The organism is Tessaracoccus zhenghani (assembly GCF_055326325.1).
The window spans coordinates 1-24,301 of the sequence record NZ_JBUZNQ010000003.1; the positions used below are offsets into that span (position 1 = coordinate 1).

28 protein-coding genes are annotated in these 24,301 nt (G+C 67.7%); 23 read left to right on the forward strand and 5 right to left on the reverse strand.

Translation table 11 applies throughout. The annotated features are described in order from the left end of the window. The 4 genes from ACZK4S_RS07060 to ACZK4S_RS07075 form a co-directional block, all read right to left on the reverse strand. Positions 1–904, reverse strand: a protein-coding gene (locus tag ACZK4S_RS07060; protein WP_463643408.1) for an IS5 family transposase whose coding sequence is annotated in 2 segments (ribosomal slippage) — positions 1–583 and positions 582–904 — 906 coding nt in all. Because the reading frame shifts where the segments join, the coding sequence is not laid out codon by codon here. A gap of 73 nt (positions 905–977) precedes the next feature. Continuing rightward, complete coding sequence (locus tag ACZK4S_RS07065) at positions 978–1,865, reverse strand: COX15/CtaA family protein (RefSeq protein WP_463643844.1); 888 nt, start codon at positions 1,863–1,865, stop codon at positions 978–980. Continuing rightward, on the reverse strand, positions 1,853–2,614 hold the full coding sequence (locus ACZK4S_RS07070) for an ABC transporter permease (RefSeq protein ID WP_463643845.1): 762 nt from the start codon (positions 2,612–2,614) through the stop codon (positions 1,853–1,855). The genes ACZK4S_RS07065 and ACZK4S_RS07070 overlap by 13 nt, the downstream gene beginning before the upstream one ends. Next, positions 2,611–3,321: an ABC transporter ATP-binding protein gene (locus tag ACZK4S_RS07075; protein ID WP_369819249.1), complete on the reverse strand. Its 711-nt coding sequence runs from the start codon at positions 3,319–3,321 to the stop codon at positions 2,611–2,613. The genes ACZK4S_RS07070 and ACZK4S_RS07075 overlap by 4 nt, the downstream gene beginning before the upstream one ends. A gap of 165 nt (positions 3,322–3,486) precedes the next feature. On the opposite strand from ACZK4S_RS07075, the gene ACZK4S_RS07080 reads away from it, so the two are divergent. The 20 genes from ACZK4S_RS07080 (at position 3,487) to ACZK4S_RS07175 (ending at position 21,204) form a co-directional block, all read left to right on the forward strand. Beyond that, entirely contained in the window at positions 3,487–4,158 is a 672-nt protein-coding gene (locus ACZK4S_RS07080; RefSeq protein ID WP_463644128.1) for a helix-turn-helix transcriptional regulator, read from the forward strand. 14 nt (positions 4,159–4,172) lie between these two features. Then, positions 4,173–5,615 carry a Fe-S cluster assembly protein SufB gene (gene sufB / locus ACZK4S_RS07085; protein ID WP_076058398.1) on the forward strand — a complete coding sequence of 481 codons (1,443 nt, stop codon included), beginning with the start codon at positions 4,173–4,175 and terminating at the stop codon, positions 5,613–5,615. A gap of 44 nt (positions 5,616–5,659) precedes the next feature. After that, positions 5,660–6,841, forward strand: coding sequence for a Fe-S cluster assembly protein SufD (gene sufD, locus ACZK4S_RS07090; RefSeq protein WP_076058401.1), 1,182 nt, complete (start codon positions 5,660–5,662; stop codon positions 6,839–6,841). After that, positions 6,838–7,167 carry a non-heme iron oxygenase ferredoxin subunit gene (locus ACZK4S_RS07095; RefSeq protein WP_463643846.1) on the forward strand — a complete coding sequence of 110 codons (330 nt, stop codon included), beginning with the start codon at positions 6,838–6,840 and terminating at the stop codon, positions 7,165–7,167. Before sufD ends, ACZK4S_RS07095 begins: the two co-directional genes overlap by 4 nt. A gap of 61 nt (positions 7,168–7,228) precedes the next feature. After that, positions 7,229–7,993 (forward strand): Fe-S cluster assembly ATPase SufC, encoded by a 765-nt coding sequence (gene sufC / locus ACZK4S_RS07100; RefSeq protein ID WP_076058405.1) that lies wholly within the window; start codon positions 7,229–7,231, stop codon positions 7,991–7,993. Continuing rightward, on the forward strand, positions 7,990–9,234 hold the full coding sequence (locus ACZK4S_RS07105) for a cysteine desulfurase (RefSeq protein WP_463644129.1): 1,245 nt from the start codon (positions 7,990–7,992) through the stop codon (positions 9,232–9,234). The genes sufC and ACZK4S_RS07105 overlap by 4 nt, the downstream gene beginning before the upstream one ends. A gap of 3 nt (positions 9,235–9,237) precedes the next feature. Next, a complete protein-coding gene (sufU, locus tag ACZK4S_RS07110) occupies positions 9,238–9,672 on the forward strand; it encodes a Fe-S cluster assembly sulfur transfer protein SufU (RefSeq protein WP_459397868.1) in 435 nt (144 codons plus the stop codon). Between the two features lie 26 nt (positions 9,673–9,698). Continuing rightward, positions 9,699–10,088 carry a metal-sulfur cluster assembly factor gene (locus tag ACZK4S_RS07115; protein WP_076058408.1) on the forward strand — a complete coding sequence of 130 codons (390 nt, stop codon included), beginning with the start codon at positions 9,699–9,701 and terminating at the stop codon, positions 10,086–10,088. A gap of 58 nt (positions 10,089–10,146) precedes the next feature. Further along, positions 10,147–10,641 (forward strand): bifunctional nuclease family protein, encoded by a 495-nt coding sequence (locus ACZK4S_RS07120; protein WP_076058409.1) that lies wholly within the window; start codon positions 10,147–10,149, stop codon positions 10,639–10,641. A gap of 67 nt (positions 10,642–10,708) precedes the next feature. Next, positions 10,709–11,539: an alpha/beta fold hydrolase gene (locus tag ACZK4S_RS07125; protein ID WP_463643847.1), complete on the forward strand. Its 831-nt coding sequence runs from the start codon at positions 10,709–10,711 to the stop codon at positions 11,537–11,539. A gap of 64 nt (positions 11,540–11,603) precedes the next feature. After that, positions 11,604–12,491, forward strand: coding sequence for an EamA family transporter RarD (gene rarD, locus ACZK4S_RS07130; RefSeq protein WP_463643848.1), 888 nt, complete (start codon positions 11,604–11,606; stop codon positions 12,489–12,491). 28 nt (positions 12,492–12,519) lie between these two features. Continuing rightward, positions 12,520–12,831: a hypothetical protein gene (locus tag ACZK4S_RS07135; protein WP_463643849.1), complete on the forward strand. Its 312-nt coding sequence runs from the start codon at positions 12,520–12,522 to the stop codon at positions 12,829–12,831. Beyond that, positions 12,828–13,631 carry a lysophospholipid acyltransferase family protein gene (locus tag ACZK4S_RS07140; protein WP_463643850.1) on the forward strand — a complete coding sequence of 268 codons (804 nt, stop codon included), beginning with the start codon at positions 12,828–12,830 and terminating at the stop codon, positions 13,629–13,631. Before ACZK4S_RS07135 ends, ACZK4S_RS07140 begins: the two co-directional genes overlap by 4 nt. An 8-nt stretch (positions 13,632–13,639) precedes the next feature. Beyond that, complete coding sequence (locus tag ACZK4S_RS07145; protein ID WP_076058413.1) at positions 13,640–14,752, forward strand: D-alanine--D-alanine ligase family protein; 1,113 nt, start codon at positions 13,640–13,642, stop codon at positions 14,750–14,752. After that, positions 14,749–15,672, forward strand: coding sequence for a thiamine-phosphate kinase (locus tag ACZK4S_RS07150; RefSeq protein WP_076058414.1), 924 nt, complete (start codon positions 14,749–14,751; stop codon positions 15,670–15,672). Before ACZK4S_RS07145 ends, ACZK4S_RS07150 begins: the two co-directional genes overlap by 4 nt. A 340-nt stretch (positions 15,673–16,012) precedes the next feature. Next, complete coding sequence (locus ACZK4S_RS07155; protein WP_463644130.1) at positions 16,013–18,304, forward strand: FtsK/SpoIIIE family DNA translocase; 2,292 nt, start codon at positions 16,013–16,015, stop codon at positions 18,302–18,304. 21 nt (positions 18,305–18,325) lie between these two features. After that, positions 18,326–19,711, forward strand: coding sequence for a 30S ribosomal protein S12 methylthiotransferase RimO (gene rimO / locus ACZK4S_RS07160; RefSeq protein WP_076058415.1), 1,386 nt, complete (start codon positions 18,326–18,328; stop codon positions 19,709–19,711). Next, positions 19,708–20,325: a CDP-diacylglycerol--glycerol-3-phosphate 3-phosphatidyltransferase gene (gene pgsA, locus ACZK4S_RS07165; protein ID WP_233120656.1), complete on the forward strand. Its 618-nt coding sequence runs from the start codon at positions 19,708–19,710 to the stop codon at positions 20,323–20,325. The genes rimO and pgsA overlap by 4 nt, the downstream gene beginning before the upstream one ends. A gap of 18 nt (positions 20,326–20,343) precedes the next feature. Beyond that, positions 20,344–20,823, forward strand: coding sequence for a CinA family protein (locus ACZK4S_RS07170; RefSeq protein WP_076058416.1), 480 nt, complete (start codon positions 20,344–20,346; stop codon positions 20,821–20,823). 105 nt (positions 20,824–20,928) lie between these two features. Beyond that, positions 20,929–21,204, forward strand: coding sequence for a helix-turn-helix domain-containing protein (locus ACZK4S_RS07175; protein WP_076058417.1), 276 nt, complete (start codon positions 20,929–20,931; stop codon positions 21,202–21,204). Between the two features lie 4 nt (positions 21,205–21,208). Here the strand turns inward: ACZK4S_RS07175 and ACZK4S_RS07180 are convergent, their stop codons facing one another. Continuing rightward, positions 21,209–21,970 carry a DeoR/GlpR family DNA-binding transcription regulator gene (locus ACZK4S_RS07180; RefSeq protein ID WP_076058418.1) on the reverse strand — a complete coding sequence of 254 codons (762 nt, stop codon included), beginning with the start codon at positions 21,968–21,970 and terminating at the stop codon, positions 21,209–21,211. Positions 21,971–22,172: 202 nt separating this feature from the next. On the opposite strand from ACZK4S_RS07180, the gene ACZK4S_RS07185 reads away from it, so the two are divergent. The 3 genes from ACZK4S_RS07185 (at position 22,173) to ACZK4S_RS07195 (ending at position 24,096) form a co-directional block, all read left to right on the forward strand. After that, positions 22,173–22,367: a DUF3046 domain-containing protein gene (locus ACZK4S_RS07185; RefSeq protein WP_463643851.1), complete on the forward strand. Its 195-nt coding sequence runs from the start codon at positions 22,173–22,175 to the stop codon at positions 22,365–22,367. 159 nt (positions 22,368–22,526) lie between these two features. Continuing rightward, positions 22,527–23,573 (forward strand): recombinase RecA, encoded by a 1,047-nt coding sequence (recA, locus tag ACZK4S_RS07190; protein WP_076059417.1) that lies wholly within the window; start codon positions 22,527–22,529, stop codon positions 23,571–23,573. Next, positions 23,563–24,096, forward strand: coding sequence for a regulatory protein RecX (locus tag ACZK4S_RS07195; RefSeq protein WP_459397858.1), 534 nt, complete (start codon positions 23,563–23,565; stop codon positions 24,094–24,096). The genes recA and ACZK4S_RS07195 overlap by 11 nt, the downstream gene beginning before the upstream one ends. Positions 24,097–24,301: the final 205 nt, after the last annotated feature.

A 24,301-nucleotide genomic window follows, 5' to 3' on the forward strand; every position in this document is an offset into this window, starting at 1 on the left:
CTAGGACGTGTCTCCCAATAGCCGTTGCCAGGTCAGGATGGCGCTGAGGGTGACGCCGGCGCGGTAGGTGATGGCGAGTTTGTCGTACCGGGTCGCGATGCCGCGCCACTGCTTGGCGAGAGCGAAGAATCGCTCGACGACGTTGCGGCCCCTGTAGGCGTCGGCGTCGAGCCCGGGCGGTCTGCCGCCGTTGCTGCCGCGCCGTTTCCGTGCGGCGGCCTGATCGCGCTTGTCGGGAATGACGGCCTTGATCCCGCGGCGGCGCAGCTCGCTGCGGATCACGCCGGTCGCGTAGGCACGGTCTGCGATCACCGCATCAGGGCGGGTGCGCGGGCGTCCCGCGCCCGCCCGCGGGACGTGGATCTGCGCGAGCACCTCGGCAAGCATCGCGCCATCGTTGCGCTGACCGCCGGTGACGATCATCGCCAACGGCCGCCCGTGGCCGTCGACGGCCTGGTGGATCTTCGTCGTCAGTCCGCCGCGGGAGCGGCCGATACCGTGCCCCGGCGGTTCAACCTCCTGCCAGGGCAGATTCCTGTAATTCGATCCTGCCCCCTGTGTCCTGCTCCGGGCGGGTCGTGTTCGTCGCGTGCTGATGCGCACGCGCGATCGTCGCGTCCACCGACACCGCCCAGTCGATCTTCCCCGCCGCATCCGCCTCAGCGAGGATCCGCGTCAGCACCCGATCCCAGGTGCCGTCGCCGGCGTAACGACGGTGCCGCTTCCATACCGTCTGCCACGGACCGAACTCGTCGCGAGGCAGATCACGCCACGGGATCCCCGTGCGGAACCGGTACGCGATCCCCTCCACGACCCGACGGTTGTCGCCGAACGGGTGACCGCGGCGCCCCTCATTCGAGGGAAGCAGCGGCTCGATCCGCTCCCACTGCTCATCCGTGAACACCCGATACCGCGAACCCGTCGACCTCACCCGACCAGACTGCCGCGAGCCTCACTCAACATATGGGAGACACGCCCTAGGCGGCCGGATGCCCTGGGCGGGTGGAGAACAACAGCCAGGAGGCAGCGACGGTCAGCAGGGTGAGGCCCACCATGTGCAGGGCGACGACGCCGATGGGCAGGCCGAAGAAGTACTGGACGTAGCCGATGACACCCTGCAGCGCCACGGTGACCAACAGCAGGCGGGCGCTCTTGCGTGGCTGCTCCAGGCGGGAGCGGGCGAACACCACCAGACACACGATGGCCAGGCCGACGACGAGCCAGGCCGACAGCGCATGGAGGCGCGAGACGAACTCGAGGTCGAACCCCGTGCGCGGGGCCGTGGAGTCGCCGGCGTGCGGGCCGGAGCCGGTGACCACCGTGCCGAGCCAGATCGACGCCATGGTGGCGGCGAACGTCACGACCACCAGCCACCTGGCTCCGGGGGCCAGGGGAGTGGGGTGGACCCGGTAGCCGAGCGCGAGCGCCCACACGCAGAGGACGATCAGGAGAACCGACAGCAGCAGGTGGAGGGCCACGACGAAGGGGTTGAGGCCGCTCCACACCGTGAAGCCGCCGATGACGCCCTGGAAGGGGATGCCGATGCCCACTCCGAGGGTCAACCACCACAGCCGGCTCAGGCGGCCGCGGTTGCGCCAGGCGGCGATGAACGCGCCGAGGGCTGCGGCGGCGAGCACGAACGTGAGCAGCCTGTTGCCGAACTCGATGATGCCGTGGATACCGGCCTCAGGCGTGTTCGTCCAGGTGTCCGGCGTGCACCGGGGCCACTCGGAGCAGCCCAGCCCGGAGGCGGTCAGGCGCACCACCGCGCCGGTGACGATGATGCCCATGTTGCAGACCAGCGAGATCCACAACCAGGTGCGCAGCGCGCGGTCACCGTCGAACAGTTTCTTCACGAGGTCCACGTGAACACCTTTCGTGCCAGCAGCAGGGTGGCGGCGCACCAGAGGGCCGCCACCAACAGCGGCCACCCCGGAACCACGCCCTGGGAGCCCTGGCGCAGGGCCTCCCCGAGAGCGCCGGTGGGGAGGAACGCGGTGGCGGTGGCCGCCCATTCGGGGAAACGGTCCAACGGCAGGAGGATCCCCAGCGGCATCCCCACCAGGTAGAGCAGGTTGGCGACGGCCAGCGTCGCCTCCGGGCGCAGGGCGCCGGAGATGGCCAGCGCCAGCCCCGTGAACGCGCCCATCGACAGGAGGGCGACCAGCGCCGTGAGCAGGAACGACGCGACGGTGAACGACGGACGCCATCCCACCGCCAGCGCGATCACCGCCAGGACGACGATCTGGCCCACCGTGATCAGTGTGATGCCGAGCCCCTTGCCCAGCAGGATGCCGGGTTTGCCCAGGGGAGTGGCGGCGATGCGCTCGAGCACGTTGTAGCGACGCTCGAAGCCGGTGGCGATGGCGAGCGTGGTGAGACAGGAACTCCAGATCACCAGGCCGATGACCGAGGGGGCCATCTGCTGGAGTTCCAGGCCCAACGCGGCGCCGAAGATCCGGCTGCCGATGAGCACGGCGACCGGGATCACGATGGCGAGGATGGCCTGCTCCCCGTTGCGGAGGATGAGGCTCGCCTCGGTGGTGGCCTGCGCCCACACCCGCCTCCCGAACGGAGCAGCGCCGGCGTCGGGTGCGAAGTTCAGGGCGGTCATGGCAGGTCTCCGGTCGTGTGGGTCAGGAACGCGTCCTCGAGGGAGCCGTTCACAGTCAGCTCCGCCACGGTGCCTTCGGCGGTGACCCGGCCACGGTCGACGATGAACACGTGGTCCGCCAGGGCTTCGGCCTCGTGCATGTCGTGCGTGGTGAGCAGGATGCCCACGCCGTCTGCGCGGATGCGGGCCAGCAGGTCCCAGATCGAACGGCGACTCCGGGGGTCCAGCCCAGCGGACGGTTCGTCCAGGAACACGAGATCCGGCCTGCCGACGAGCGCGCCGGCCAGGTTGACCGCCTGCTGTTGGCCGCCGGAAAGCCGACGGTACGGCGTCGTGGCGTAGTCGTCGATCCCGAGCAGTTCCATGAGCTGGTCAACGGGCTGCGGGTTGGCGTACAGGCGCGCCAGGTAGCCCAGCAGCCGGGAGGCCGTGATGCCGGACCAGGCTCCGGTGGTCTGCGGCATGAGGCCGATGCGGGGCAGCACCTCGGCAGAGCCGGGCGCGCCGTCGAACAGTGACAGCGTGCCCCCGTCGGGGACTGCCAGGCCGGTGCAGCAGCGGATGAACGTGGTTTTTCCTGCGCCGTTGGGGCCGAGCAGGGCAGTGATCCTGCCGGCCTCGGCGTTCAGGGAGAGCCCGGCGAGGGCCTGCTTCTTGCCGAAGGACAGGCGGAGGTCTCGGGCGGTCAGGACGGACACGTCCGACAGCCTATAGGAGAGGAGCCAGGGTGCCCGGACCGGTCTTTGCGACCGGCTGTCTCATCATCTGGATGGTTAGGCAAGCCTTGCTTGAATCCCGAACGAGATTGGGATTGACTTTTGAAACACATCTGTAAGCTAATTCGTGAGCGAAGGGTCAGGGAGGTGGACGTGATGGAAGCAGAAGTCGTCGAAACACCGACCCGCCAGCGAGTGGTGGGCCTGATTCTGGCCGACGGCCCGCAGACCGCCAAACAACTCGCCGACAGGCTCGCGCTCACCCCCGCGGCTGTGCGCCGCCATCTGGCCTCGCTGCTGGACGACGGGATCCTCGAGTCCCGCGAGGAGCGCGTCTACGGCCCGAGGGGCCGCGGGCGTCCGTCGAAGGTGTTCGTTCTGACCGACGCGGGCAGGGCCGAGTTCACCCAGGCCTACGACGACCTGGCCATCGCCGCGCTGCGCCGCCTCCAAGCCGTCGCGGGGCCTAACGCGGTGCGGGAACTGGCCAACGACCGGGTGGCGGAGATCGAGCAGCGCTACCTGCAACTGCACGCGGAGAACCCGGGTGCGAGGCCGCTGGATGCGCTGGTCGAGGTGCTCGGCCTCGACGGTTACGCCGCCTCCTCCCGCCCGCTCCGGACGGGTGACCAGCTCCTCCAGCACCACTGCCCGGTCGCCCACGTGGCCGCAGAGTTCCCCATCCTCTGTGAGATCGAGACCCAGCTGTTCTCGCGGCTGCTGGACAGCCATGTCCAACGGCTCGCCACCATCGCCCACGGCGACGGCGTGTGCACCACGCACGTCCCCCACCGACTACCCACCCCGCTGATCCCGAAAAGAAAGTGACGGAGACGATCGATATGACGCAGACCGCACCCAAGGCACCAGGACTGGGAGCCACTCAGGACGAGCACCTCGAGGCGCTCTCGACGTACGAGTACGGCTGGCACGACTCGGACCTCGCCGGCGCCACCGCCGCGCGCGGTCTCAGCGAGGCCGTCGTCCGCAACATCTCCGGCCTGAAGAGCGAGCCCGAGTGGATGCTCGACCTCCGCCTCAAGGGGCTCAAGTTGTTCGACAAGAAGCCCATGCCCACGTGGGGCGCGGATCTCTCCGGCATCGACTTCGACAACATCAAGTACTTCGTGCGCTCCACCGAGCGTCAGGCCCAGACCTGGGAAGACCTGCCCGAAGACATCAAGAACACCTATGACCGCCTCGGTATCCCGGAGGCTGAGAAGGCCCGCCTCGTGGCCGGCGTCGCCGCGCAGTACGAGTCTGAGGTCGTCTACCACAAGATCAACGAGGAACTCGAGCGCCAGGGCGTCATCTTCCTCGACACCGACACCGCGCTGAAGGAGCACCCGGAGCTCTTCAAGGAGTACTTCGGCACGGTCATCCCCGTGGGCGACAACAAGTTCGCCTCGCTGAACACCGCCGTGTGGTCGGGTGGCTCGTTCATCTACGTGCCCAAGGGCGTCGAGGTGACCATCCCGCTGCAGGCCTACTTCCGCATCAACACGGAGAACATGGGCCAGTTCGAGCGCACGCTGATCATCGTCGACGAGGGCGCCTCCGTGCACTACGTCGAGGGTTGCACCGCCCCGATCTATTCGTCGGACTCGCTGCACAGCGCCGTCGTCGAGATCATCGTGAAGAAGAACGCGCGCTGCCGCTACACCACCATCCAGAACTGGTCGACCAACGTCTACAACCTGGTCACCAAGCGCGCCATCTGCGAAGAGGGCGCCCTGATGGAGTGGATCGACGGCAACATCGGTTCCAAAGTCACCATGAAGTACCCCGCCGTCTACCTGATGGGCGAGCACGCCCGCGGTGAGACGCTGTCGATCGCCTTCGCGGGCGAGGGTCAGCACCAGGACGCCGGTTCGAAGATGGTGCACTGCGCGCCCAACACGCAGAGCTCCATCGTGTCGAAGTCGGTGGCCCGCGGCGGCGGCCGTTCGTCGTACCGCGGCCTCGTGCAGGTCGATCCCGGAGCCCGTCACTCCGCGTCGTCGGTCATGTGTGACGCGCTGCTGGTGGACACCATCTCGCGTTCCGACACCTACCCCTACGTCGACGTGCGTGAAGAGGACGTCTCGATGGCCCACGAGGCCACCGTGTCGAAGGTCTCCGAGGATCAGCTGTTCTACCTCATGAGCCGTGGCATGGGTGAGATCGAGGCCATGGCGATGATCGTGCGCGGCTTCGTGGAGCCCATCGCGCGTGAGCTGCCCATGGAATACGCCCTCGAGCTGAACCGCCTCATCGAGCTGCAGATGGAGGGCGCGGTCGGCTGATGCCGTCCCAGCCCGCCCGCCCACACCATTTGAAGGAAGAAGAATTGACCACCATCACTGAGGCCCCCAACGTGGCCGCAGCCATCGAAACCGTCGAGTCGCACCTCCACCCCACCCCGTCGTGGAACGTCGAGGATCACCCGCTGCCCACCGGCCGCGAGGAGATCTGGCGGTTCACCCCGCTCAAGCGGTTCAAGACCCTCCTCAACCCTGTGGCTGAGGGTCTGGGTTCGCTGGAGTGGAGCGGCGAGTTCCCCGAGAGCGTGACCGTCGAGTCGATCACCGCTGAGCAGGCCCAGGCACTCGCCAACGAGGCGCCCACGGACCGGATCTCGGCCCTGGCTGCCTTCCAGTCCATCCACCGCACGCACATCCGGATCGCGGCCAACACGGAGCTCACCGAGCCCATCGTGTTCACCGGCCGGGGCAACGGCGGCGAGGCCCGCGACCACGTCGTGGTCAGCGTCGGTGCCAATTCCCGCGCCACCATCGTGTTCCGGTACGTCGGCTCGGCCAACTACGCCGAGAAGACCGACGTCATCGTCGGCGACGGGGCCAAAGTGAACTTCGTCACCCTGCAGGACTGGGACACCGGTTCGGTGCACGGCGGTCAGCGCACCGTCGCCATCGGCCGCGACGCCCACGTCAAGACGGTCACCGCCTCCCTGGGCGGTAACGTCCGGCTCCAGGAGAACTCGACCTACAAAGGCCCGGGCGGGGAACTGGAGGCCTACGGCCTCTACTTCGCCGACGAGAACCAGCACATCCAGCACCGGCTGTTCGTGGACCACAACGCGCCGCACACCAAGTCCAACGTGGACTACCGCGGTGCGCTGCGCGGCAAGGGTGCGCACTCGGTGTGGATCGGCGACGTGCTGATCCGCAAGATCGCTGAGGGCATCGACACCTATGAGTCGAACAAGAACCTCGTCCTGACGGACGGCTGTCAGGCTGATTCGGTCCCCAACCTGGAGATCGAGACCGGCGAGATCGCCGGCGCCGGCCACTCGTCGTCCACCGGCAGGTTCGACGACGAGCAGCTGTTCTACCTGATGGCCCGCGGTATCCCGGAGGTGGAGGCCCGTCGCCTGGTGGCGCACGGCTTCTTCGCCGACATCATCCGCAGGGTCGGTATCCCGGAGATCGAGGCGCGTCTGCTCACCACGATCGAGCGCGAGCTCGACCTGGTGCACGGCTCGACCACCACGAAGGCCGACGAGCAGTGAGCCCCCAGGCGGTCTGCAAGGTCACGGACCTGACGACGGACGTCCCTCTCGCCGTGGAGGTGGACGATGAGCTCACCGTTGCCATCGTCCACCACGGCGGGAAGATCTACGCGATCGAGGACGAGTGCAGCCACGGCAAGGTGGCTCTCTCCGAGGGAGACGTCGTCGATGACACGATCGAGTGCTACCTGCACGGATCGGTCTTCGACCTGGCCACCGGCCGCCCGCTCAACCTGCCCGCCACGGAGCCGGTGCGCGTGTTCGCGTGCCACATCGAAGGCGACGACGTCCTGATCGACGTCCACGCCACCGTCACCCAGTACTGACACACGGGGGGTACGCCCCCGCACCTCCCCCCAATTGATTCACTCAGGAGAAACAGCAACCATGTCAACCCTCGTCATCTCCGACCTGCACGTCGACATCCAGACCGAGGACGGCCCGAAGCAGATCCTCAAGGGCGTCAACCTCACCATCAAACCCGGTGAGATCCACGCCCTCATGGGCCCCAACGGTTCGGGCAAGTCGACCTTGGCCTACGCCATCGCCGGTCACCCCAAGTACACGATCACCCAGGGCACCGTCACCCTCGACGGTGAGGACCTCACCGCTCTGTCGGTCGACGAGCGCGCCCGCGCCGGTCTCTTCCTCGCCATGCAGTACCCCGTCGAGGTGCCCGGCGTGTCCGTCGCCAACTTCCTGCGCACCGCCAAGACCGCCATTGACGGCGAGGCCCCCAAGGTCCGCACCTGGGTCAAGGAGGTCGAGCAGACGCTCACCGAGCTGCAGCTCGACAAGTCCTTCTCCGGCCGCTCCGTGAACGAGGGTTTCTCCGGCGGTGAGAAGAAGCGTCACGAGATCGCCCAGCTCCAGCTGCTCAACCCCAAGGCGGCCATCCTCGACGAGACCGATTCGGGCCTCGACATCGACGCGCTGCGCATCGTCTCCGAGGGCGTGAACAAGTACTCGGCGCAGGGTGACCGCGCCGTCGTCCTCATCACCCACTACACCCGCATCCTGCGCTACATCGAGCCCACGTTCGTGCACGTCTTCGTCGACGGCCGCATCGTGGCCGAGGGTGGCAAGGAACTGGCCGAGAACCTCGAGGCCGAGGGCTACGAGAAGTACATCAAGGAAGCTGCCAACGCCTGATGCTGGACACCAACCTGATCCGGGCCGACTTCCCCATCCTGCGGCGCAGGGTGGGGGAGTCCCCGTTGGCCTACCTCGACTCGGCGAACACCTCGCAGAAGCCGCGCCAGGTGGTCGACGCCGTGGCCGAGCACTACCTGCAGCACAACGCGAACGTGGCGCGCGCCATGCACCTCCTGGGTGCTGAGGCGACCGAGGCGTTCGAGAATGCGCGGGGGAAGGTGGCCCGGTTCATCGGTGCGTCCCGGGGCGAGGAGATCGTCTTCACCAAGAACGCGTCCGAGGCGCTCAACCTGGTGGCCAACTCGCTGGGCGCCGGGCTCAAGCCCGGCGATGAGGTGGTCATCTCCGTCATGGAGCACCACTCCAACATCGTGCCCTGGCAGATGGCCTGCCAGCGTTCCGGCGCCACGCTGCGCTGGTTCGACATCACGGAGGAGGGCCGCCTCGATCTCGAGGCCGCCGAACGCGACAACCTCATCAACGAGCGCACCAGGATCGTGTCGATCACGGCCGTGAGCAACGTGCTGGGCACCCACAATCCGGTGACGCTCCTCGCTGAGAAGGCGCACGCCGTCGGGGCGCTGCTGGTGGTCGACGGTTCGCAGTCGGTCCCGCATGAGGTCACCGACGTGTCGACCATGGGCGCAGACCTGTTGGCCTTCACCGCGCACAAGATGCTCGGCCCGACGGGTGTCGGCGTGCTGTGGGGCCGCTACGAGCTGCTCGCCACCATGCCGCCGTTCCTGGGCGGCGGCGAGATGATCGAGATCGTCGAGATGGAGCGCTCCACCTACGCGGCGCCTCCGCACCGGTTCGAGGCCGGCACCCCGCCGATCGCACAGGCCGTGGGGCTGGGGGCCGCTGTCGACTACCTGACGCGCGTCGGCATGGACGCCATCGCCGAGCATGAGCACGAGATCACCAAGTACGCGCTGGCCAAGCTGACGGCCATCGAGGGTCTGAGGATCCTCGGCCCCACCGTCGCAGAGGATCGCGGCAGCGCCATCTCGTTCAACATCGCCAACGTGCATCCGCATGACGTGATGCAGGTGCTGGACTCGCGCGGGGTCGCCATCCGGGGAGGCCACCACTGCGCCCGCCCGTTGCACAAGCGCCTGGGCCACCAGAGCTCGACGCGCGCGTCGTCGTACCTGTACACCACCCCTGCGGAGATCGACGCGTTGGCGGACGCGCTGGTCTTCACCCGTAACTACTTCGCCCCGAAGCTGAAGGGCTGAGACATGAACATCGACGAGCTGTACCAGACGATCATCCTGGACCACTACCGCGAGAAGCACCACGCGGGGCTGCGCGAGCCGTTCCAGGCGGAGGTCCACCACGTGAACCCGTCCTGCGGCGACGAACTGACGCTCCGCGTGCAGATCGACGACGGCAAGGTGACCGACATCTCGTACGACGCCGAGGGCTGCTCGATCTCGCAGGCGTCCGTGTCGATCATGACGGACCTGCTGATCGGCACCTCCGTCGAGCACGCGCTGGAGATGCACGACCAGTTCCTGGAGGTCATGCACAGCCAGGGTGCCATCGTTCCCGACGAGGACGTCTTCGAAGACGCCATCGCCTTCGCGGGCGTGTCCAAGTTCCCCGCCCGCGTGAAGTGTGCGCTGCTCGGCTGGTCTGCCATGCGCGACGCTGCCCTCCAGGCCTCGGCCTGATCATCGTTTCAACTAAGGATCCCGATATGACTGAACCCCGACCCAGCGACCTGGTGAAGGACACCCTGCCCGACGTCGACATCGAGAAGCCGGCCACCGGCACCGCGGTGCCCTCGGTCGACGAGGTGCTCGAGGCCATGAAGGACGTCGTCGACCCCGAACTGATGGTCAACGTGGTGGACCTCGGCCTCGTGTACGGCGCCCAGGTCGACGACGAAGCCAACGTCACCATCGACATGACGCTGACGTCGCCCACCTGCCCGCTGACCGACAAGATCGAGTACGACACGAAGTACGTGCTCGACGGGTTGGCGAACTCCGTGGCGATCAACTGGGTGTGGCTGCCGCCGTGGACGCTCGAGATGATCACCGAGGACGGCCGCGAGCAGTTGCGGGCCATCGGCTACAACCTCTAACGGTTCCCCCGGCCCCGGATAGACTTGGGAGGGACCCCGATCCCGGAGGTGGTCCGCCATGATCCAAGTCGATCTCACCAGTATGGCTATCGACGCTCGTGGGCTCCCGGTGGTGCTGTTGAAGCCCAGCGTGCCCCGCGAAGACCTCAAGGTGTTCCTGCCCATCTGGATCGGTGGGCAGGAGGCCACGGCCATCATGGTCGCGCTCGAGGGAGCGGTCCTGGCCCGGCCCATGTCGTACGACCTGATGTCCCGGCTCCTGGAGGCGATGGAGGCCACGGTGGACAGGGTGGCGGTCACGCGGCTCGAGGCGGGCACCTTCTACGCGGAGATCACCCTCGGCACAGCTGAGGGTCCCAAGGTGATCGACGCCAGGCCGTCGGATTCCATCGCGCTCGCGCTGCGGGTGGGGGCGCCCATCTTCGTCGCGGAGGAAGTGTTGCGCGAGGCCGGCATCCACGAGGGCGAACTGTCTGAGGCCGAGGAAGAGGCCCAGGTCGAGCAGTTCAGCGAGTTCCTGGACACCGTCGACCCGGATGACTTCCGCGGCTGACCGTCCGGCAACCCCCTCGCGGACTAGCCTGGGCGGCAGGACACACCACAGCCCAAGGAGGCGAGACATGCCCACTGTCACCACTGCCGACGGCGTCACCCTCAACTACACCGACACCGGCGGCGCAGGCCGGCCGCTGGTGCTGATCCACGGCTGGCCCCTCTCCGGGGAGGCCTTCGCCCGCAACATCCCGCGCTTCGAAGAGGCGGGCCACCGCGTCATCACCTACGACCGACGCGGCTTCGGCAAGTCCGACAAGCCCGCGGACGGCTACGACTACGACACCCTGGCCGACGACCTCCGGTCGCTGCTCGACGAACTCGACCTCCACGGTGCCGTGCTCCTGGGCTTCTCGATGGGCGGGGGAGAGGTCGCCCGCTACCTGGGCAGGTACGGCTCCGACAGGGTGGCCGGTGCCATCTTCTCCGGCTCCGTCACCCCGGCGCTCTGCATCACTGACGACAACCCGGACGGCGCCATGCCGATGGAGGGCTTCAGGGGCATGGCGGACCAGTGTCGCGAGGACCGCGACGGCTTCCTGGAGAAGTTCATCGGCTGGTTCTACTCGACGGATGAACGTGGCCTGCAGGTCGGCGACGACGTCCGGCTGGCCGCTCTGGAGATCGCCAGGCAGTCTGATCCCCACGCGGCGGTGGAGACCATCCTGATCTGGGCGGAAGACATGCGCGACGACTGCCGCGCCATCGACGTCCCCACCCTCGTCATCCATGGAGATGGCGACCTCAACGTGCCGATCAGCAAGTCGAGCGAGCGGATGCACCAGTACATCCCCCAGTCGCAGCTCGCGGTCATCGAGGGTGGCCCGCACGGGCTCAACGATTCGCATGCCCGCGAATGGAACATGAATGTCCTCGACTTCTTGGAGACGCTCGACTAGCGGTACGGTTCCTTGGCCGGCGGCGTGCGACGATGCGCACGCGGCCGGTTGAAGGACAGGTGAGATGACGGACTCCGACAAGGGGCTGGGCTATGGTCTGGCCGCCTACGGCTTGTGGGGCCTGTTCCCGCTCTACTTCGTGTTGTTCGAGCGCTCAGGGGCGCTGGAGGTGGTGGCCCACCGGGCAGTTTGGTCGCTGGTCTTCTGCGCCGTGTTGCTGACCGTCCTCGGGCAGTGGCGCCACCTGAAGAAGGCGTTGGCGGATCGTCGCACCGTCCTGTCGCTGGCCGTCGCCGGCGTGTTGATCGTCGTCAACTGGTCCACCTACGTCTTCGCGGTGCTCACGGGCCACACCCTCGAGACCGCACTGGGGTACTTCATCAACCCGCTGGCCGTGGCGGCCCTCGGCATCCTCGTGCTGGGCGAGCGGCTGAGGCCGCTGCAGTGGACCGCGATGTTCTTCGGCCTGGCGTCGGTCGTGGTGATGGTGGTCGCCTACGGCCAGGTGCCGTGGGCTGCCCTGACCCTCGCCGCCTCCTTCGGCACCTACTCGCTGGTCAAGAAGCTCGCGGGCCGCTCCGTCGGGGCCCTGCCCGGCCTCGCCATCGAGACGGGCGCCGTGGCACCCATCGCCATCGGCTTCCTCATCTATCTCGCCGTCACCGGCCAGTCGACGGCCACCGGTGGCTACAGCGTGCTCTTGACCACCACCGGCATCGTGACGGCGATCCCGCTGCTGCTCTTCGCTGCCGCGGCGCGCCGCGTCTCGATGGTGACCATCGCGATCCTGCAGTACATCGCGCCGATCGGGCAGTTCCTCCTGGGCTGGCTGTACTTCGGCGAGCCGATGCCACCCAGCCGCTGGGCGGGTTTCGCCCTGATCTGGGTCGCTGTCCTGTTGTTCGTCACTGACGCCGTCGTGGTCACCCGTCGGAGGGCTCCCCGCCCCTAGCCGCCGCCGACACGGCTAAAGTTGCGGCATGTCCCACCGCTGGTTGCCTCCTGCATTTCTCGGGCTCGCTGTCCTCGGGGCAATGGGCGTGGCCGTCTGGGCCGTGGGGCAGGGCGCGACGTGGCTCGCTTTCATCCCGGCCTTCGCGCTCGGCGCGGCGCTCGTGGTGTGGAAGCAGCCGGACGGCATGTCGGCGACCTTCACCGCCGCCGCCGTCACAGTGATCGCAGCGCTGCTCCTCCTCGGCGACGTCTGGGTCTACTTCCTCCCCTCGGCGCTCATCGCGTCCATGGCCGCCGCGTTGCGTCTCGCCGTCCCGGTGCGCAGAGTGACGCCGTGAGCACGCTCGAGCGCGGCCGCAAGCCGTGGCGACTCCCGCTGAACCAGGTCAACCAGGAGCACGGTCCGTGGGTCTACCGGCACCTCGTGTTGAGGTTCGTCCGGTTCGTGATCCCGCTGGTGGCCAGGCGACACTGGGCGGGTCAACACCACATCCCCCAGGACGGCGGCCTGCTCGTGGTGGCGAACCACATCTCCAACTTCGATCCCATCGTGTTGGGCGAATACCTCATCTACAGCGGCCGCTGGCCCCGTTTCCTCGGCAAGTCCGAGATCTGGAAGGTGCCGGTGCTGGGCTGGATCGCCCGCAAGTGTGAGCAGATCCCCGTCTACCGGAACACTGAGCAGGCCCGCGACTCCCTCATCCATGCGCGCCGCGCGCTCGAACGCGGCAAGTGCGTGATCATCTACCCGGAGGGCACCATCACCTCGGATCCCGACGCGTGGCCGATGACCGGCCGCCGCGGAGCGGCCCAACTCGCCCTGGAGACAGGGGTCACCGTGATGCCCGTCGCCCAGGTGGGGGCGGACCAGATCCTCGGTCGCAAGCACCTCGAATGGAAGAAGATGTTCGGTGGCCGCAGGGACGTGCACATCTTGGCGGGTGCGCCCCTCGATCTCAGCGGGTTCGCCGCTCAGAACTCCGACGGCGGGGAGGCCCCGAAGGAACTCCTCGACCAGGTCACGGACCACTTCCTGGACGTCCTGACCGCGATGGTCGCGGACCTGCGTGGCGAGACGCCGCCCGAGGGGCGTTGGGACATGCGAGCGGGAAGACGCGTAGACTCCTCGACGCACTAGGAGGACATGTGAGTGAACGCACCCGGGTCGCACTGATCTTCGGCGGCCAGTCGTCGGAACATGGCATTTCGTGCCTGACGGCCGCATCGGTACTGAAGGCCATCGACAAGGGGCGCTACGACGTCCACGGCATCGGCATCTCCCGCACGGGCCGTTGGACCCAGGTGCCGCTCGAGGTCATCGAGGCCTACCGCATCGTCGACGGACAGGCGCCCCAGGTCGCCGAGCCGCAGCACGACGCGGTGTGGATGGTGGGGGAGGACGGCTGTGAGGTCGCCACCCGGTCCGGCGAGAAGCTCGTCGACATCCACCGCATCGACGTTGCCTTCGCGCTCCTGCACGGGCCGTTCGGTGAGGACGGCACGCTCCAGGGCATGTTCGAGATGATGGGGATCCGCTACGTCGGTTCCGGCGTCACGGCCTCGGCGGTGGGCATGGACAAGCACTTCATGAAAATCGCCTTCGAGGCCGCAGGGCTACCCGTCTGGCCCTACGTCGTCGCCTCTGCGCACCGCCTCACCCACGACAGAGCGGCCGTGCTCGAAGAGATCAACCGCCTCGAATACCCTCTGTTCATCAAGCCGGCCCGTGGCGGTTCCTCCATCGGCATCGTCCGCATCACGGATCCCGCCGAGCTCGACGACGCCATCGCGGAGGCCCAGAAGTGGGATCCGAAGATCGTCGTGGAGCAGGGCTTCGTCGGCGCACGCGAACTCGAGGTCGCCGTCCTCGGCGACCCCGACGGCACGGACGGCTGCCGCACCTCCGTGGTGGGCGAGATCCGCGTGCAGGCCGAGGACGGCTTCTACGACTATGAAGCCAAGTACTTCGACGAGGACGGCGCCGCTCTCGACGCGCCGGCCCAGCTCGGCGACGACCTCGCCGCCCGGCTCCGCGCCCTCGCCGTGCGGGCCTACCACGCGGTCGACGCCGAGGGCCTGGTCCGCGCAGACTTCTTCGTCACGGACGACGGCGCCTGGATCAACGAGGTCAACACGATGCCCGGCTTCACCGAGATCTCCATGTACCCCACGCTGTGGCAGGAGAGCGGCATGACGTACCCCGAGCTCGTGGACCGCCTCATCAGCCTGGCGATGTCCCGGCCGGTGGGGTTGCGATGATCGGCGAATTCGAACTCATCGCCCGCGTCACCCAGGGCCTCGAGGTCAACTCCGACGTCGAACTCTCCGTCGGAGACGACGCCGCGGTCGTCTCCCTCCAGGGCGACACCGTGGTCTGCACCGACATCCTCATCGAGAACGTCCATTTCAAGCAGCAGTGGAGCCCGGCGCACGCGGTCGGGCGCAAGTCCGTGGCGGTCAACGTCTCGGATCTCGAGGCCATGGGCTGCCGCCCGTCGGCCATCGTGGTGGCCCTCGCGTTCCCGAAGGACCTCGACCCCAAGTGGGTCGACGACTTCGAGGCAGGCGTGCGTGCCGAGTGCCGCACCGCCGGGGTGAGCCTCATCGGTGGCGACATGTCCAGCTCTGAGCACATCGTCGCCTGTGTCACGGCCATCGGCGACACCATGGGCCGTGCTCCCGTCACCCGCAACGGCGCCCAGCCGGGCGACATCGTCGCCGTCCGCGGCAACCTCGGCCTCTCCGCGGCGGGCCTGATCGCGTTGCAGCGCGGTTTCGGGTCCCCGAAGGACGCCGTCCTGGAGCACCAGACACCCCACGTCCCGTACGGTCAGGGCAGGGTCGCCGCTGAGGCGGGAGCCACCGCCATGATCGACATCTCCGACGGGCTGCTCGCAGACCTCGGGCACATCTCGGAGGGCTCCGGCGTCTCGATCGACGTCGTGACCGGTCAGCTGAGCATCCCGGACCCGGTGGCCCGCGTGGCCGCCGCCACCGGCAAGCCCGCCCTCGGCATGATCCTGGCAGGGGGAGAGGACCACGCGCTCGCGGCGACCTTCCCGTCCGGCACCACCCTTCCGGAAGGCTGGGTGCGCGTGGGCGCGGTCAGCGCCGGCACCGGGATCACCGTCGACGGGGCGCCCTACGAGGGCTCCATGGGCTGGGACCACTTCGGCTGAGACCGGTGGGAAACCCGCCGCGCGCGGGAGTGGGATAACGGCGACGTCCGCCCCGTCAGCTAGGGTGACGAACATGGCGACTCGCGGATCTTCCCCTTCGCGAAGCACCACCAAGGCGCGTGCGTCTTCTTCCGGTGGTGCCAAGCAACGTACCTCCAGCTCGGGCTCCACACGGACCCGGGCCACCACATCGACGGCGAAAACCCGCAGGCCGGCAGCCACCAAGGCCGCTCCCGCGAAGCCGCAGAAGCAGGGCCCCGGCATCGGTGTGACCATCGTCGGAGGGATCGGCAAGGGCATCGCCGCGATCTTCCGCGGCATCGCGGGCAGCGTCGGCTGGATGGCACGCAGCGTCGGGGGCAACTCTGACGACGTGGCCCCCGAGCTCCGCCGCGACGGCTGGGGGCTGGTGCTCCTCATGCTCGGCGCCGTGGTGGCCGCCCGCTTCTGGTTCTACCTCGACGGCCCCGTCGGCCGGTGGCTCCAGACGGGCGTCAGCACCGTCTTCGGCTCGCTGTCGGTGGTCGTCCCCGCGGTGCTGCTCTATGGCGCGTGGCGCGTCCTGCGGCATCCGCACGACGTCGACGCGGCCCCGCGCACCGGTCTGGGCTGGTTCCTCATCACGCTCGGCTCGCTCGGGCTCGTGCACATCGGGGCCGGCCTGCCGCGCCCCAACACCGACGGTATGGAGGCGGTGCGCGCGGCCGGCGGTGTACTCGGCTATGTCTCCTCCTCCATCCCCTCGGACCTGCTCACAGTCTGGGCCTCCGTGCCGCTGCTCATCGTGGTGACGCTGCTGGGAGCGCTGCTGGTCATCGGCCGCCCCGTCCGCGAACTGGGCGCCGGCGTCTCGCGATTCTTCGGCGCGCTCGTCGAACACGACGGCGACCCCACGCCGAAGGACAAGCTCAAGCTCGGCGTGGCCGTGCCCTACGACAGCCCCCTCATCGACGACCCCGTGGAGGATCCCGAGGTCGAGGATTCCTACGATGCCGAGGTCTTCGACTACCTCGGCGACTCCTACGCGGAGCCTGATCCGGTCCCGGCTGCGCCGGCGGAGCCGCGGCAGGTGCCGGGCCGCCCGAAGAACGCCAAGGCCCTCGAACCGGAGCCACCGCAGCATTCCACGCCTCCCGGCCCGGCCGAGCAGCTCCAGTTGAGCGGCGACGTGATGTACCAACTCCCGGACGACCAGACGCTCGCGCCGGGCTCCAAGCCCAAGGCGCGCACGGAGGCGTCCGACAAGGTGGTGCGTCAACTGGGTGCCGTGCTGCGCGAGTTCGAGATCGACGCCCGGGTCACCGGCTACACGCGCGGCCCGACTGTCACCCGGTACGAGGTCGAGCTGGGTTCCGCCATCAAGGTGAGCAAGGTCACCGGCCTGGCTGACAACATCGCCTACGCCGTCGGCTCCAACGAGATCCGCATCCTCACGCCCATCCCCGGCAAGTCGGCGATCGGCATCGAGATCCCGAACCTGGACAAGGAGGTCGTCTCGCTGGGCGACGTCCTGCGTTCCAACCGCGCCAAGAACGACCACCACCCGATGACGGTCGGCCTCGGCAAGGACGTCGAGGGCGGGTTCGTGGTCGCCAACATGGCGAAGATGCCCCACCTCCTGGTGGCGGGCGCCACCGGCTCCGGCAAGTCCAGCTTCATCAACTCGCTGATCACGTCCGTGATGATGCGCGCCACACCGGACGAGGTTCGCCTGCTCCTGGTCGACCCCAAGCGCGTGGAACTCAACCAGTACGAGGGCATCCCGCACCTGGTCACCCCCATCATCACCAGCCCGAAGAAGGCCGCCGAGGCGCTCGCCTGGGTGGTGCGCGAGATGGACATGCGCTACGACGACCTGGCCGCCTTCGGGTTCCGCCACGTCGACGACTTCAACAAGGCCGTCCGCGCCGGGCAGGTGAAGGTACCCGACGGTTCGGAGCGCAAGCTCACGCCGTACCCGTACCTCCTCGTCGTGGTCGACGAGCTCGCCGACCTCATGATGGTGGCCCCGCGTGACGTGGAAGACTCCGTCGTGCGTATCACCCAGCTGGCCCGAGCTGCCGGCATCCACCTGGTGCTGGCAACGCAGCGCCCGTCCACCGATGTGGTGACCGGCCTGATCAAGGCCAACGTGCCCTCCAGGCTCGCGTTCGCCACGTCGTCGATGACCGATTCCCGCGTCATCCTCGACCAGCCCGGCGCCGAGAAACTCGTCGGCAAGGGCGACGGGCTTTTCCTGCCGATGGGCTCCTCCAAGCCCATCCGCGTGCAGGGCGCCTGGGTCAACGAGTCCGAGATCCGCGACGTCGTGGCCTTCATCAGCCAGCAGCTCCAGCCCAACTACCGCGAGGATGTCGCGGTCGCGGCAGGGAGCGACAAGAAGGTCGTCGACGACATCGGCGACGACCTGGACCTCGTCCTCGACGCCTGCCGCTTGGTGGTGGAACTGCAGCTGGGCTCCACGTCGATGCTGCAACGCAAGCTCCGCGTCGGCTTCGCGAAGGCCGGCCGACTGATGGACATCCTGGAGAGCAGGGGAGTGGTGGGACCGTCCGAAGGTTCCAAGGCCCGCGAGGTGCTGGTCAAGCCCGACGACCTCGACGAGGTCCTCGCCAACCTCTCCGTCAGCTGATGGTGGGATACTAGGCCCACCATGACTACCCACTCGGTCCACATCGCCTCCCTCGGCTGCGCCCGCAACGACGTCGACTCCGAGGAACTCGCAGCCCGCCTCGAACACGGCGGGTTCACCCTCGTCGACGACCCGGAGACCGCGGAGACGGTGGTGGTCAACACCTGCGGCTTCGTTGCCCAGGCGAAGAAGGACTCGATCGACACGCTGCTCGCCGCCGCAGACCTCAAGGACGGCGGCATGGTCAAGTCTGTCGTCGCGGTGGGCTGCATGGCGGAGCGCTACGGCGTCGAGCTGGCCGCTGAGTTGCCCGAGGCGGACGCCGTCCTGGGTTTCGACGCCTATGCCGACATCGCGGAGCGGCTGCGCGGCATCCTTGACGGCGAGAAGGCCATCTCGCACGTGCCCCGCGACCGGCGCAAGCTGCTCCCGCTCACCCCGTCGGCCCGCCCTGCGGCAGCACCCGAGGTCGCGGTGCCGGGCCACGTCTGGTTGCCCGGGGCCCGCCGTCGCCTGATGGGCGGCCCCAGCGCCTCGCTGAAGATCGCCTCCGGCTGTGACCGACGCTGCGCCTTCTGTGCGATTCCAGCCTTCCGCGGCTCCTACCTCTCCCGCCCCATCGACGAACTCGAGGCGGAGGCCCGCTGGCTGGTGCAGGAGGGCGCCAAGGAACTCTTCCTGGTCTCCGAGAACACCTCCAGTTACGGCAAGGACATGGGCGCCGACGTGCGGCTCGAGCAGTTGCTTGACAGGCTCTCGCAGGTCGACGGCCTCGACTGGATCCGCGTCAGCTACCTCCAGCCCGCCGAGATCCGCCCTGGCTTTGTGGAGTCGATGCTGAGCATCGACAAGGTGGTGCCGTACTTCGACCTGAGCTTCCAACACGCGTCGCGCACCGTGCTGCGCCGCATGCGCCGCTTCGGTGACCCCGACAGCTTCCTGGACCTCATCGGCCGGATCCGCGCGATCGCCCCGGAGGCGGGCATCCGCAGCAACGTCATCGCCGGCTTCCCCGGCGAGACCGACGAGGACGTGCAGACGCTGCGGGACTTCATCATCGCCGCCCAACTCGACGTGCTGGGCGTCTTCGGCTACTCCGACGAGGAGGGGACCGAGGGCGTGTCGCTGCCGGACCACCTTCCTGACGACGTCATCGAGGAACGTCGTGCCATGCTCGCCGATGTGGCGGTGGACGTCGCCGAGGCCCGTGCGGCAGACCGCATCGGCGACACCGTCGTCGTGCTGGTCGAGAGCAACGAGGACGGCGAGACAACCGGCCGGGCCGAACACCAGGCTCCTGAGACGGACGGTGCGGTGACTTTGGACCGTGAGGCGCCCGTCGGTAGCCTCGTGAGCGCCCGGGTCGTGGATTCTGAGGGCATCGATCTGATTGCGGAGGCACTGTGAGTGAGAGTGTGAGCGACCGGCCCCGTCGTGCGGCGTCGGACGGGGCGGCCAGTAACTGGAACATCCCGAACATCCTCACGGTCATCCGGATCCTCCTGGTGCCGGTGTACGTGGCCTTCCTCTTCATCGGTCCGCAGGACTTCACCTGGCGGCTCTGGGCCACCGTCGTGTTCGTCGTGGCGATGCTCACGGACCTGGCCGACGGGCACATCGCCCGCAAGTACAACCTGGTGACAGACTTCGGCAAGCTCTGGGACCCGGTGGCGGACAAGGCGTTGACAGGCGCGGCCTTCGTCTCGCTGAGCATCCTGGGCGAGCTGCCGTGGTACTTCACCATCATCATCCTCGTGCGCGAATGGGGCATCACCTGGGTGCGCGCGGCCATCGCCAAGTACGGGATCATGGCCGCGAACAAGGGCGGGAAGCTGAAGACGCTCACCCAGACCTTCGCGCTGATCATCTTCAGCCTCGGCGTCCACATGCTGCCGGGGCCGGTGGAGTTCATCGGCTGGCTGCTGATGTGGGCGGCGCTCATCCTGACCGTCGTCACCGGCTTTGACTACCTGCGTCACGCGTGGGTCATCCGCCGGAAGGGCCGCGCCCAGCAGGCGTGAGCAGGTAGCCTTACGGGCATGACGCTGGCCGCCGAACTGATCAAGAAGCTCACCCACCGCTCGGTCACCCTGGCCACGTGCGAATCCGTGACCGGTGGCGGCATCGGGGCCGAACTGACGTCAGTGCCCGGGGCCTCCCAGGCGTACCGCGGCGGCCTGATCACCTATGCGCGGGACCTGAAGCACAGCCTGGCCGGCGTCGACGAGCAGTTGATCGAGCGCGAGGGTGTGGTCAACGAACTGACCGCGCTGCAGATGGCGCTCGGGGCGCAACGCCGCTGCAACTCCGACTGGGCCGTCGCCACCACCGGGGTCGCCGGTCCCACGGAGACGGACGGCGCCAAGGTCGGCACCGTCTGGTTCGCCGTGGTGGGTCCACGGGTCGGGATGTCGTCCCCGCCGCAGTACACCGAACTGCGTACCTTCGACGGCGACCGGGAGGCCGTCCGGCGCGCGGCCACCGAGCATGCGTTCGAGATGCTGTTGCGGGTTCTCTAGAGAAACCTGGACAAACTTTTTCGCTGATCGGGAACAAACCGCCCCCCTTTGCGGTTGGACCTATCGACAGCGGGCACTCGGCCCGTCGTCAGATAGGAAACAGCCGTGAAGACGATTCTGATTCGCAAGGTGATGGGCGAGACTCTCCGGGAACTCCGGATGCGCGCCGGCATGACCCTGCGAGAGGTCTCCATGGCCAGCATGGTTTCGCTCGGCTACCTCTCGGAGATTGAGCGCGGTCACAAGGAAGCCTCCAGCGAAGTGCTCTTCGCCATCGCCTCCGCGCTCGACGTGTCCCTGTCGGATCTGATGATCTCCATCAGTGGCAAGCTCGCCACCCTCGAGGCCCAGCGTGTGCCCCGGGTGGCGGTGGCCGCCTGACCCGTCAGCGGTGACGCGGCCCCTCAACAACGTGCACCTCGACGCCGGCGTCCCGGATCCGCTGAAGTTCAGCCTCCGGGGCCCCGGCGTCCGTCACCAGCACATGAATGTCCTTGATGTCCGCCACCTTGGCCAGCGTGGTGTGACCGATCTTCGTCGAATCGATCGCGACGATGACCCGCTGGGCCCGTTCGATCATGGCCAGGTTCGTGCGGGCCTCGATCTCATCGTGCGTCGTCAGGCCCCCGGTGGCGCTGACGCCGTCGGCGCCCACCACCGCCGTGCCGACGTTGACCAGCTTCATGGTTGATTCAGCCAGCGAACCGACCAGTTCCAGCGAGCTCGAGCGCAGCACGCCCCCGGCGATCAGGACGCGGGCCTGGCCCTGCTCCGCCGCCTCTAGGCCGATGCTCAGTGAGTTCGTGATGATCGTCAGGTCATCGCGGTGCCTGAGGGCGCGGAGCACCTCGGCGGTCGTGGTCCCGCCTGTCAGGCCGATGGCGTGCTTGCCCGCGGGGATGATGCCGGCCACCGTCCGGGCGATCCGGCGCTTGGCGTCCTGATTCCGGCCGTCGCGCAACCGCACCGGAAGTTCCCTGTTGCCCTTCATGGGGCGGGCTCCTCCATGGGTCCGCTCGAGGAGGCCCTGGGCCGCCAGGAGTGCGACATCGCGTCGGATCGTTGCGGCCGACGCCCCCAGTTGGTCCGCCAGATAGGACAGTGGCAACTGGCCCTGCTCCGTCAGGAGTGCCAAAAGCGCGACCATCCGGTCCGATCGCTTATGGGAGGGTGTGCCGGGTGCATTCATCCGTGGGGACTCCTTTGCGCCGAAGTGGCCTGTTGTGCAACATACGCACAAATGTTGAGCGAGATTCTAGCCCTTGCTCACTTCCAGTGCGCAGGGGGCCCAGTTTTGACACAAGGATCTGCGCGAATGCCCATCATCGCGCGGCGTGTACCGTTGGCGCGTGCGCGAAGCTGAACTCTGGGAACGAATGAACGAGGCTCTGCCCGCTGGATATGCCGCGAGTTGGGCGGAATCCGTCGTTCTCGAGGACCTGGGGGGTCGCACGGTCCGCGAAGCGCTCGGTGCAGGGATCCCGTGCAAGACCATCTGGCGCGCTGTGTGGAAACAACTGGAACTGCCCACGAGACTGCGCTGAATCGGCGGCGTGTCGGTTCGCATTAGAACGTCTGTTCGCCTATGTTGAATTCGGCGGTTGTCCACAGCGGAACCGGCTCATCGAAAATTGTCGGGCCCGCTACCTACAGTGACAGTGACATCGAAACCTCCGGCATCAGCCGGTTCCTGGAAGGAAATCCTGATGGCCTCATCGGACCGTAACAAGGCGCTGGAGGCGGCGCTCGCCCAGATCGAGAAGGCCCACGGCAAGGGCTCCGTCATGAAGCTGGGCGAGGACAATCGTCAGCCCATCGACGTGATCCCCACGGGCTCCGTGGCGCTGGATGTGGCGCTCGGCATCGGCGGGCTGCCCCGTGGTCGCGTCGTCGAGATCTACGGCCCGGAGTCGAGCGGCAAGACCACCGTCGCGCTGCACGCCATCGCCAACGCCCAGCGCGACGGCGGGATCTGCGCCTTCATCGACGCCGAGCACGCGCTGGACCCGGATTACGCCCAGAAGCTCGGGGTCGACACCGACGAGCTGCTGGTCTCGCAGCCGGACAACGGCGAACAGGCCCTGGAGATCGCCGACACGCTGGTGCGCTCGGGCGCCCTCTCCCTCGTCGTCATCGACTCCGTCGCCGCGCTGACACCCCGCGCCGAGATCGAGGGCGAGATGGGCGATTCGCACGTCGGTCTCCAGGCCCGCCTCATGTCGCAGGCGCTGCGCAAGATGACGGGTGCGCTCAAGACCTCCAACACCACGGCCATCTTCATCAACCAGCTCCGCGAGAAGATCGGCGTGATGTTCGGCAGCCCCGAAACCACCACCGGTGGCCGCGCGCTGAAGTTCTACTCCTCCGTCCGCCTGGACGTGCGCCGCATCGAGACGCTGAAGGACGGCACGGAGATGGTGGGCAACCGCACCCGCGTCAAGGTGGTCAAGAACAAGGTGGCCCCGCCCTTCAAGCAGGCCGAGTTCGACATCATCTACGGCCAGGGTATCTCCCGCGAGGGCTCGCTGATCGACATGGGCGTGGACGCCGGCATCGTGCGCAAGGCCGGCGCCTGGTTCACCTACGAGTCGGATCAGCTGGGCCAGGGCAAGGAGAACGCCCGAACCTTCCTGAAGAACAACCCCGAGGTCGCCAACGACATCGAGCGTCGCATCCGCGTCCACCTCGGTATCGACAAGGAGGCCGTGCCGGAGGGCGTGAACCCGGAGACCGGAGAAGTTGACTTCTGATCGCAGCGCGGAGGAGCGGGTCACCCAGGTGGAGGTGGCTCGCAAGATCGCGCTGGATCAGTTGGCCACGCGGGCACGCTCGGAGCAGGAGTTGCGTACCGTCATGAAGCGGCGCAACGTCCCTGCAGACGTCGCAGATGAGATCATCGAGCGGTTCACCGAGGTGGGGCTCATCGACGACGCGGCCTTCGCTCAGTCGCTCACCTCGACGCGCGCAGAGTTCGGGCTGCGGGGGAGGGTCCGCATCCGGCAGGAACTCCAGGCCAAGGGCATTGACCGCGAGATCGCCGACGAGGTACTGGCCCAGCTGGATCCGGAGGACGAGCGAGAGGCTGCGCTGACGTTGGCCCGCCGTCGCGTGCGCTCGCTCACAGGCCTTGAACGGCACGTCGCGCGCCGCCGGCTGGCCGGTGTGCTGGCCCGCAGGGGTTTCTCGGGTGGCATCGTCAGCGGCGTGCTCGAAGAGGTGCTGGGCAACGGGTGGGACGATGAACCGGTTGAGTTTTCCACAGGTGAGCAATAGGCTCGTCGGCAAGGCCCTTGGCCCCGCATGAACCGCCCCGGCTTCGGTTGGGGCATTGAAACCTGAAACTTCACTGACAACACCTAGACAGAAGACATTCACCTGTGCCGCTGCGGCCTTCTGGCCGCAGGGGCTTGTCGTCCCTATCGACATTGTTGCCAACCACCTTGTGCGGTGCTTGTGGCCGGACTGTCCGGATATGAGG

Coding starts and splice junctions, on each gene's coding strand:
- sufC (WP_076058405.1), top strand. CDS start 7,229: ATGTCAACCCTCGTCATCTCCGACCTGCACGTCGACATCCAGACCGAG.
- sufU (WP_459397868.1), top strand. CDS start 9,238: ATGAACATCGACGAGCTGTACCAGACGATCATCCTGGACCACTACCGC.
- ACZK4S_RS07150 (WP_076058414.1), top strand. CDS start 14,749: ATGATCGGCGAATTCGAACTCATCGCCCGCGTCACCCAGGGCCTCGAG.
- ACZK4S_RS07070 (WP_463643845.1), bottom strand. CDS start 2,614: ATGACCGCCCTGAACTTCGCACCCGACGCCGGCGCTGCTCCGTTCGGG.
- sufB (WP_076058398.1), top strand. CDS start 4,173: ATGACGCAGACCGCACCCAAGGCACCAGGACTGGGAGCCACTCAGGAC.
- rarD (WP_463643848.1), top strand. CDS start 11,604: ATGACGGACTCCGACAAGGGGCTGGGCTATGGTCTGGCCGCCTACGGC.
- ACZK4S_RS07170 (WP_076058416.1), top strand. CDS start 20,344: ATGACGCTGGCCGCCGAACTGATCAAGAAGCTCACCCACCGCTCGGTC.
- ACZK4S_RS07180 (WP_076058418.1), bottom strand. CDS start 21,970: ATGGTCGCGCTTTTGGCACTCCTGACGGAGCAGGGCCAGTTGCCACTG.
- ACZK4S_RS07125 (WP_463643847.1), top strand. CDS start 10,709: ATGCCCACTGTCACCACTGCCGACGGCGTCACCCTCAACTACACCGAC.
- rimO (WP_076058415.1), top strand. CDS start 18,326: ATGACTACCCACTCGGTCCACATCGCCTCCCTCGGCTGCGCCCGCAAC.
- ACZK4S_RS07120 (WP_076058409.1), top strand. CDS start 10,147: ATGATCCAAGTCGATCTCACCAGTATGGCTATCGACGCTCGTGGGCTC.
- ACZK4S_RS07115 (WP_076058408.1), top strand. CDS start 9,699: ATGACTGAACCCCGACCCAGCGACCTGGTGAAGGACACCCTGCCCGAC.
- ACZK4S_RS07135 (WP_463643849.1), top strand. CDS start 12,520: ATGTCCCACCGCTGGTTGCCTCCTGCATTTCTCGGGCTCGCTGTCCTC.
- ACZK4S_RS07155 (WP_463644130.1), top strand. CDS start 16,013: ATGGCACGCAGCGTCGGGGGCAACTCTGACGACGTGGCCCCCGAGCTC.
- ACZK4S_RS07080 (WP_463644128.1), top strand. CDS start 3,487: ATGGAAGCAGAAGTCGTCGAAACACCGACCCGCCAGCGAGTGGTGGGC.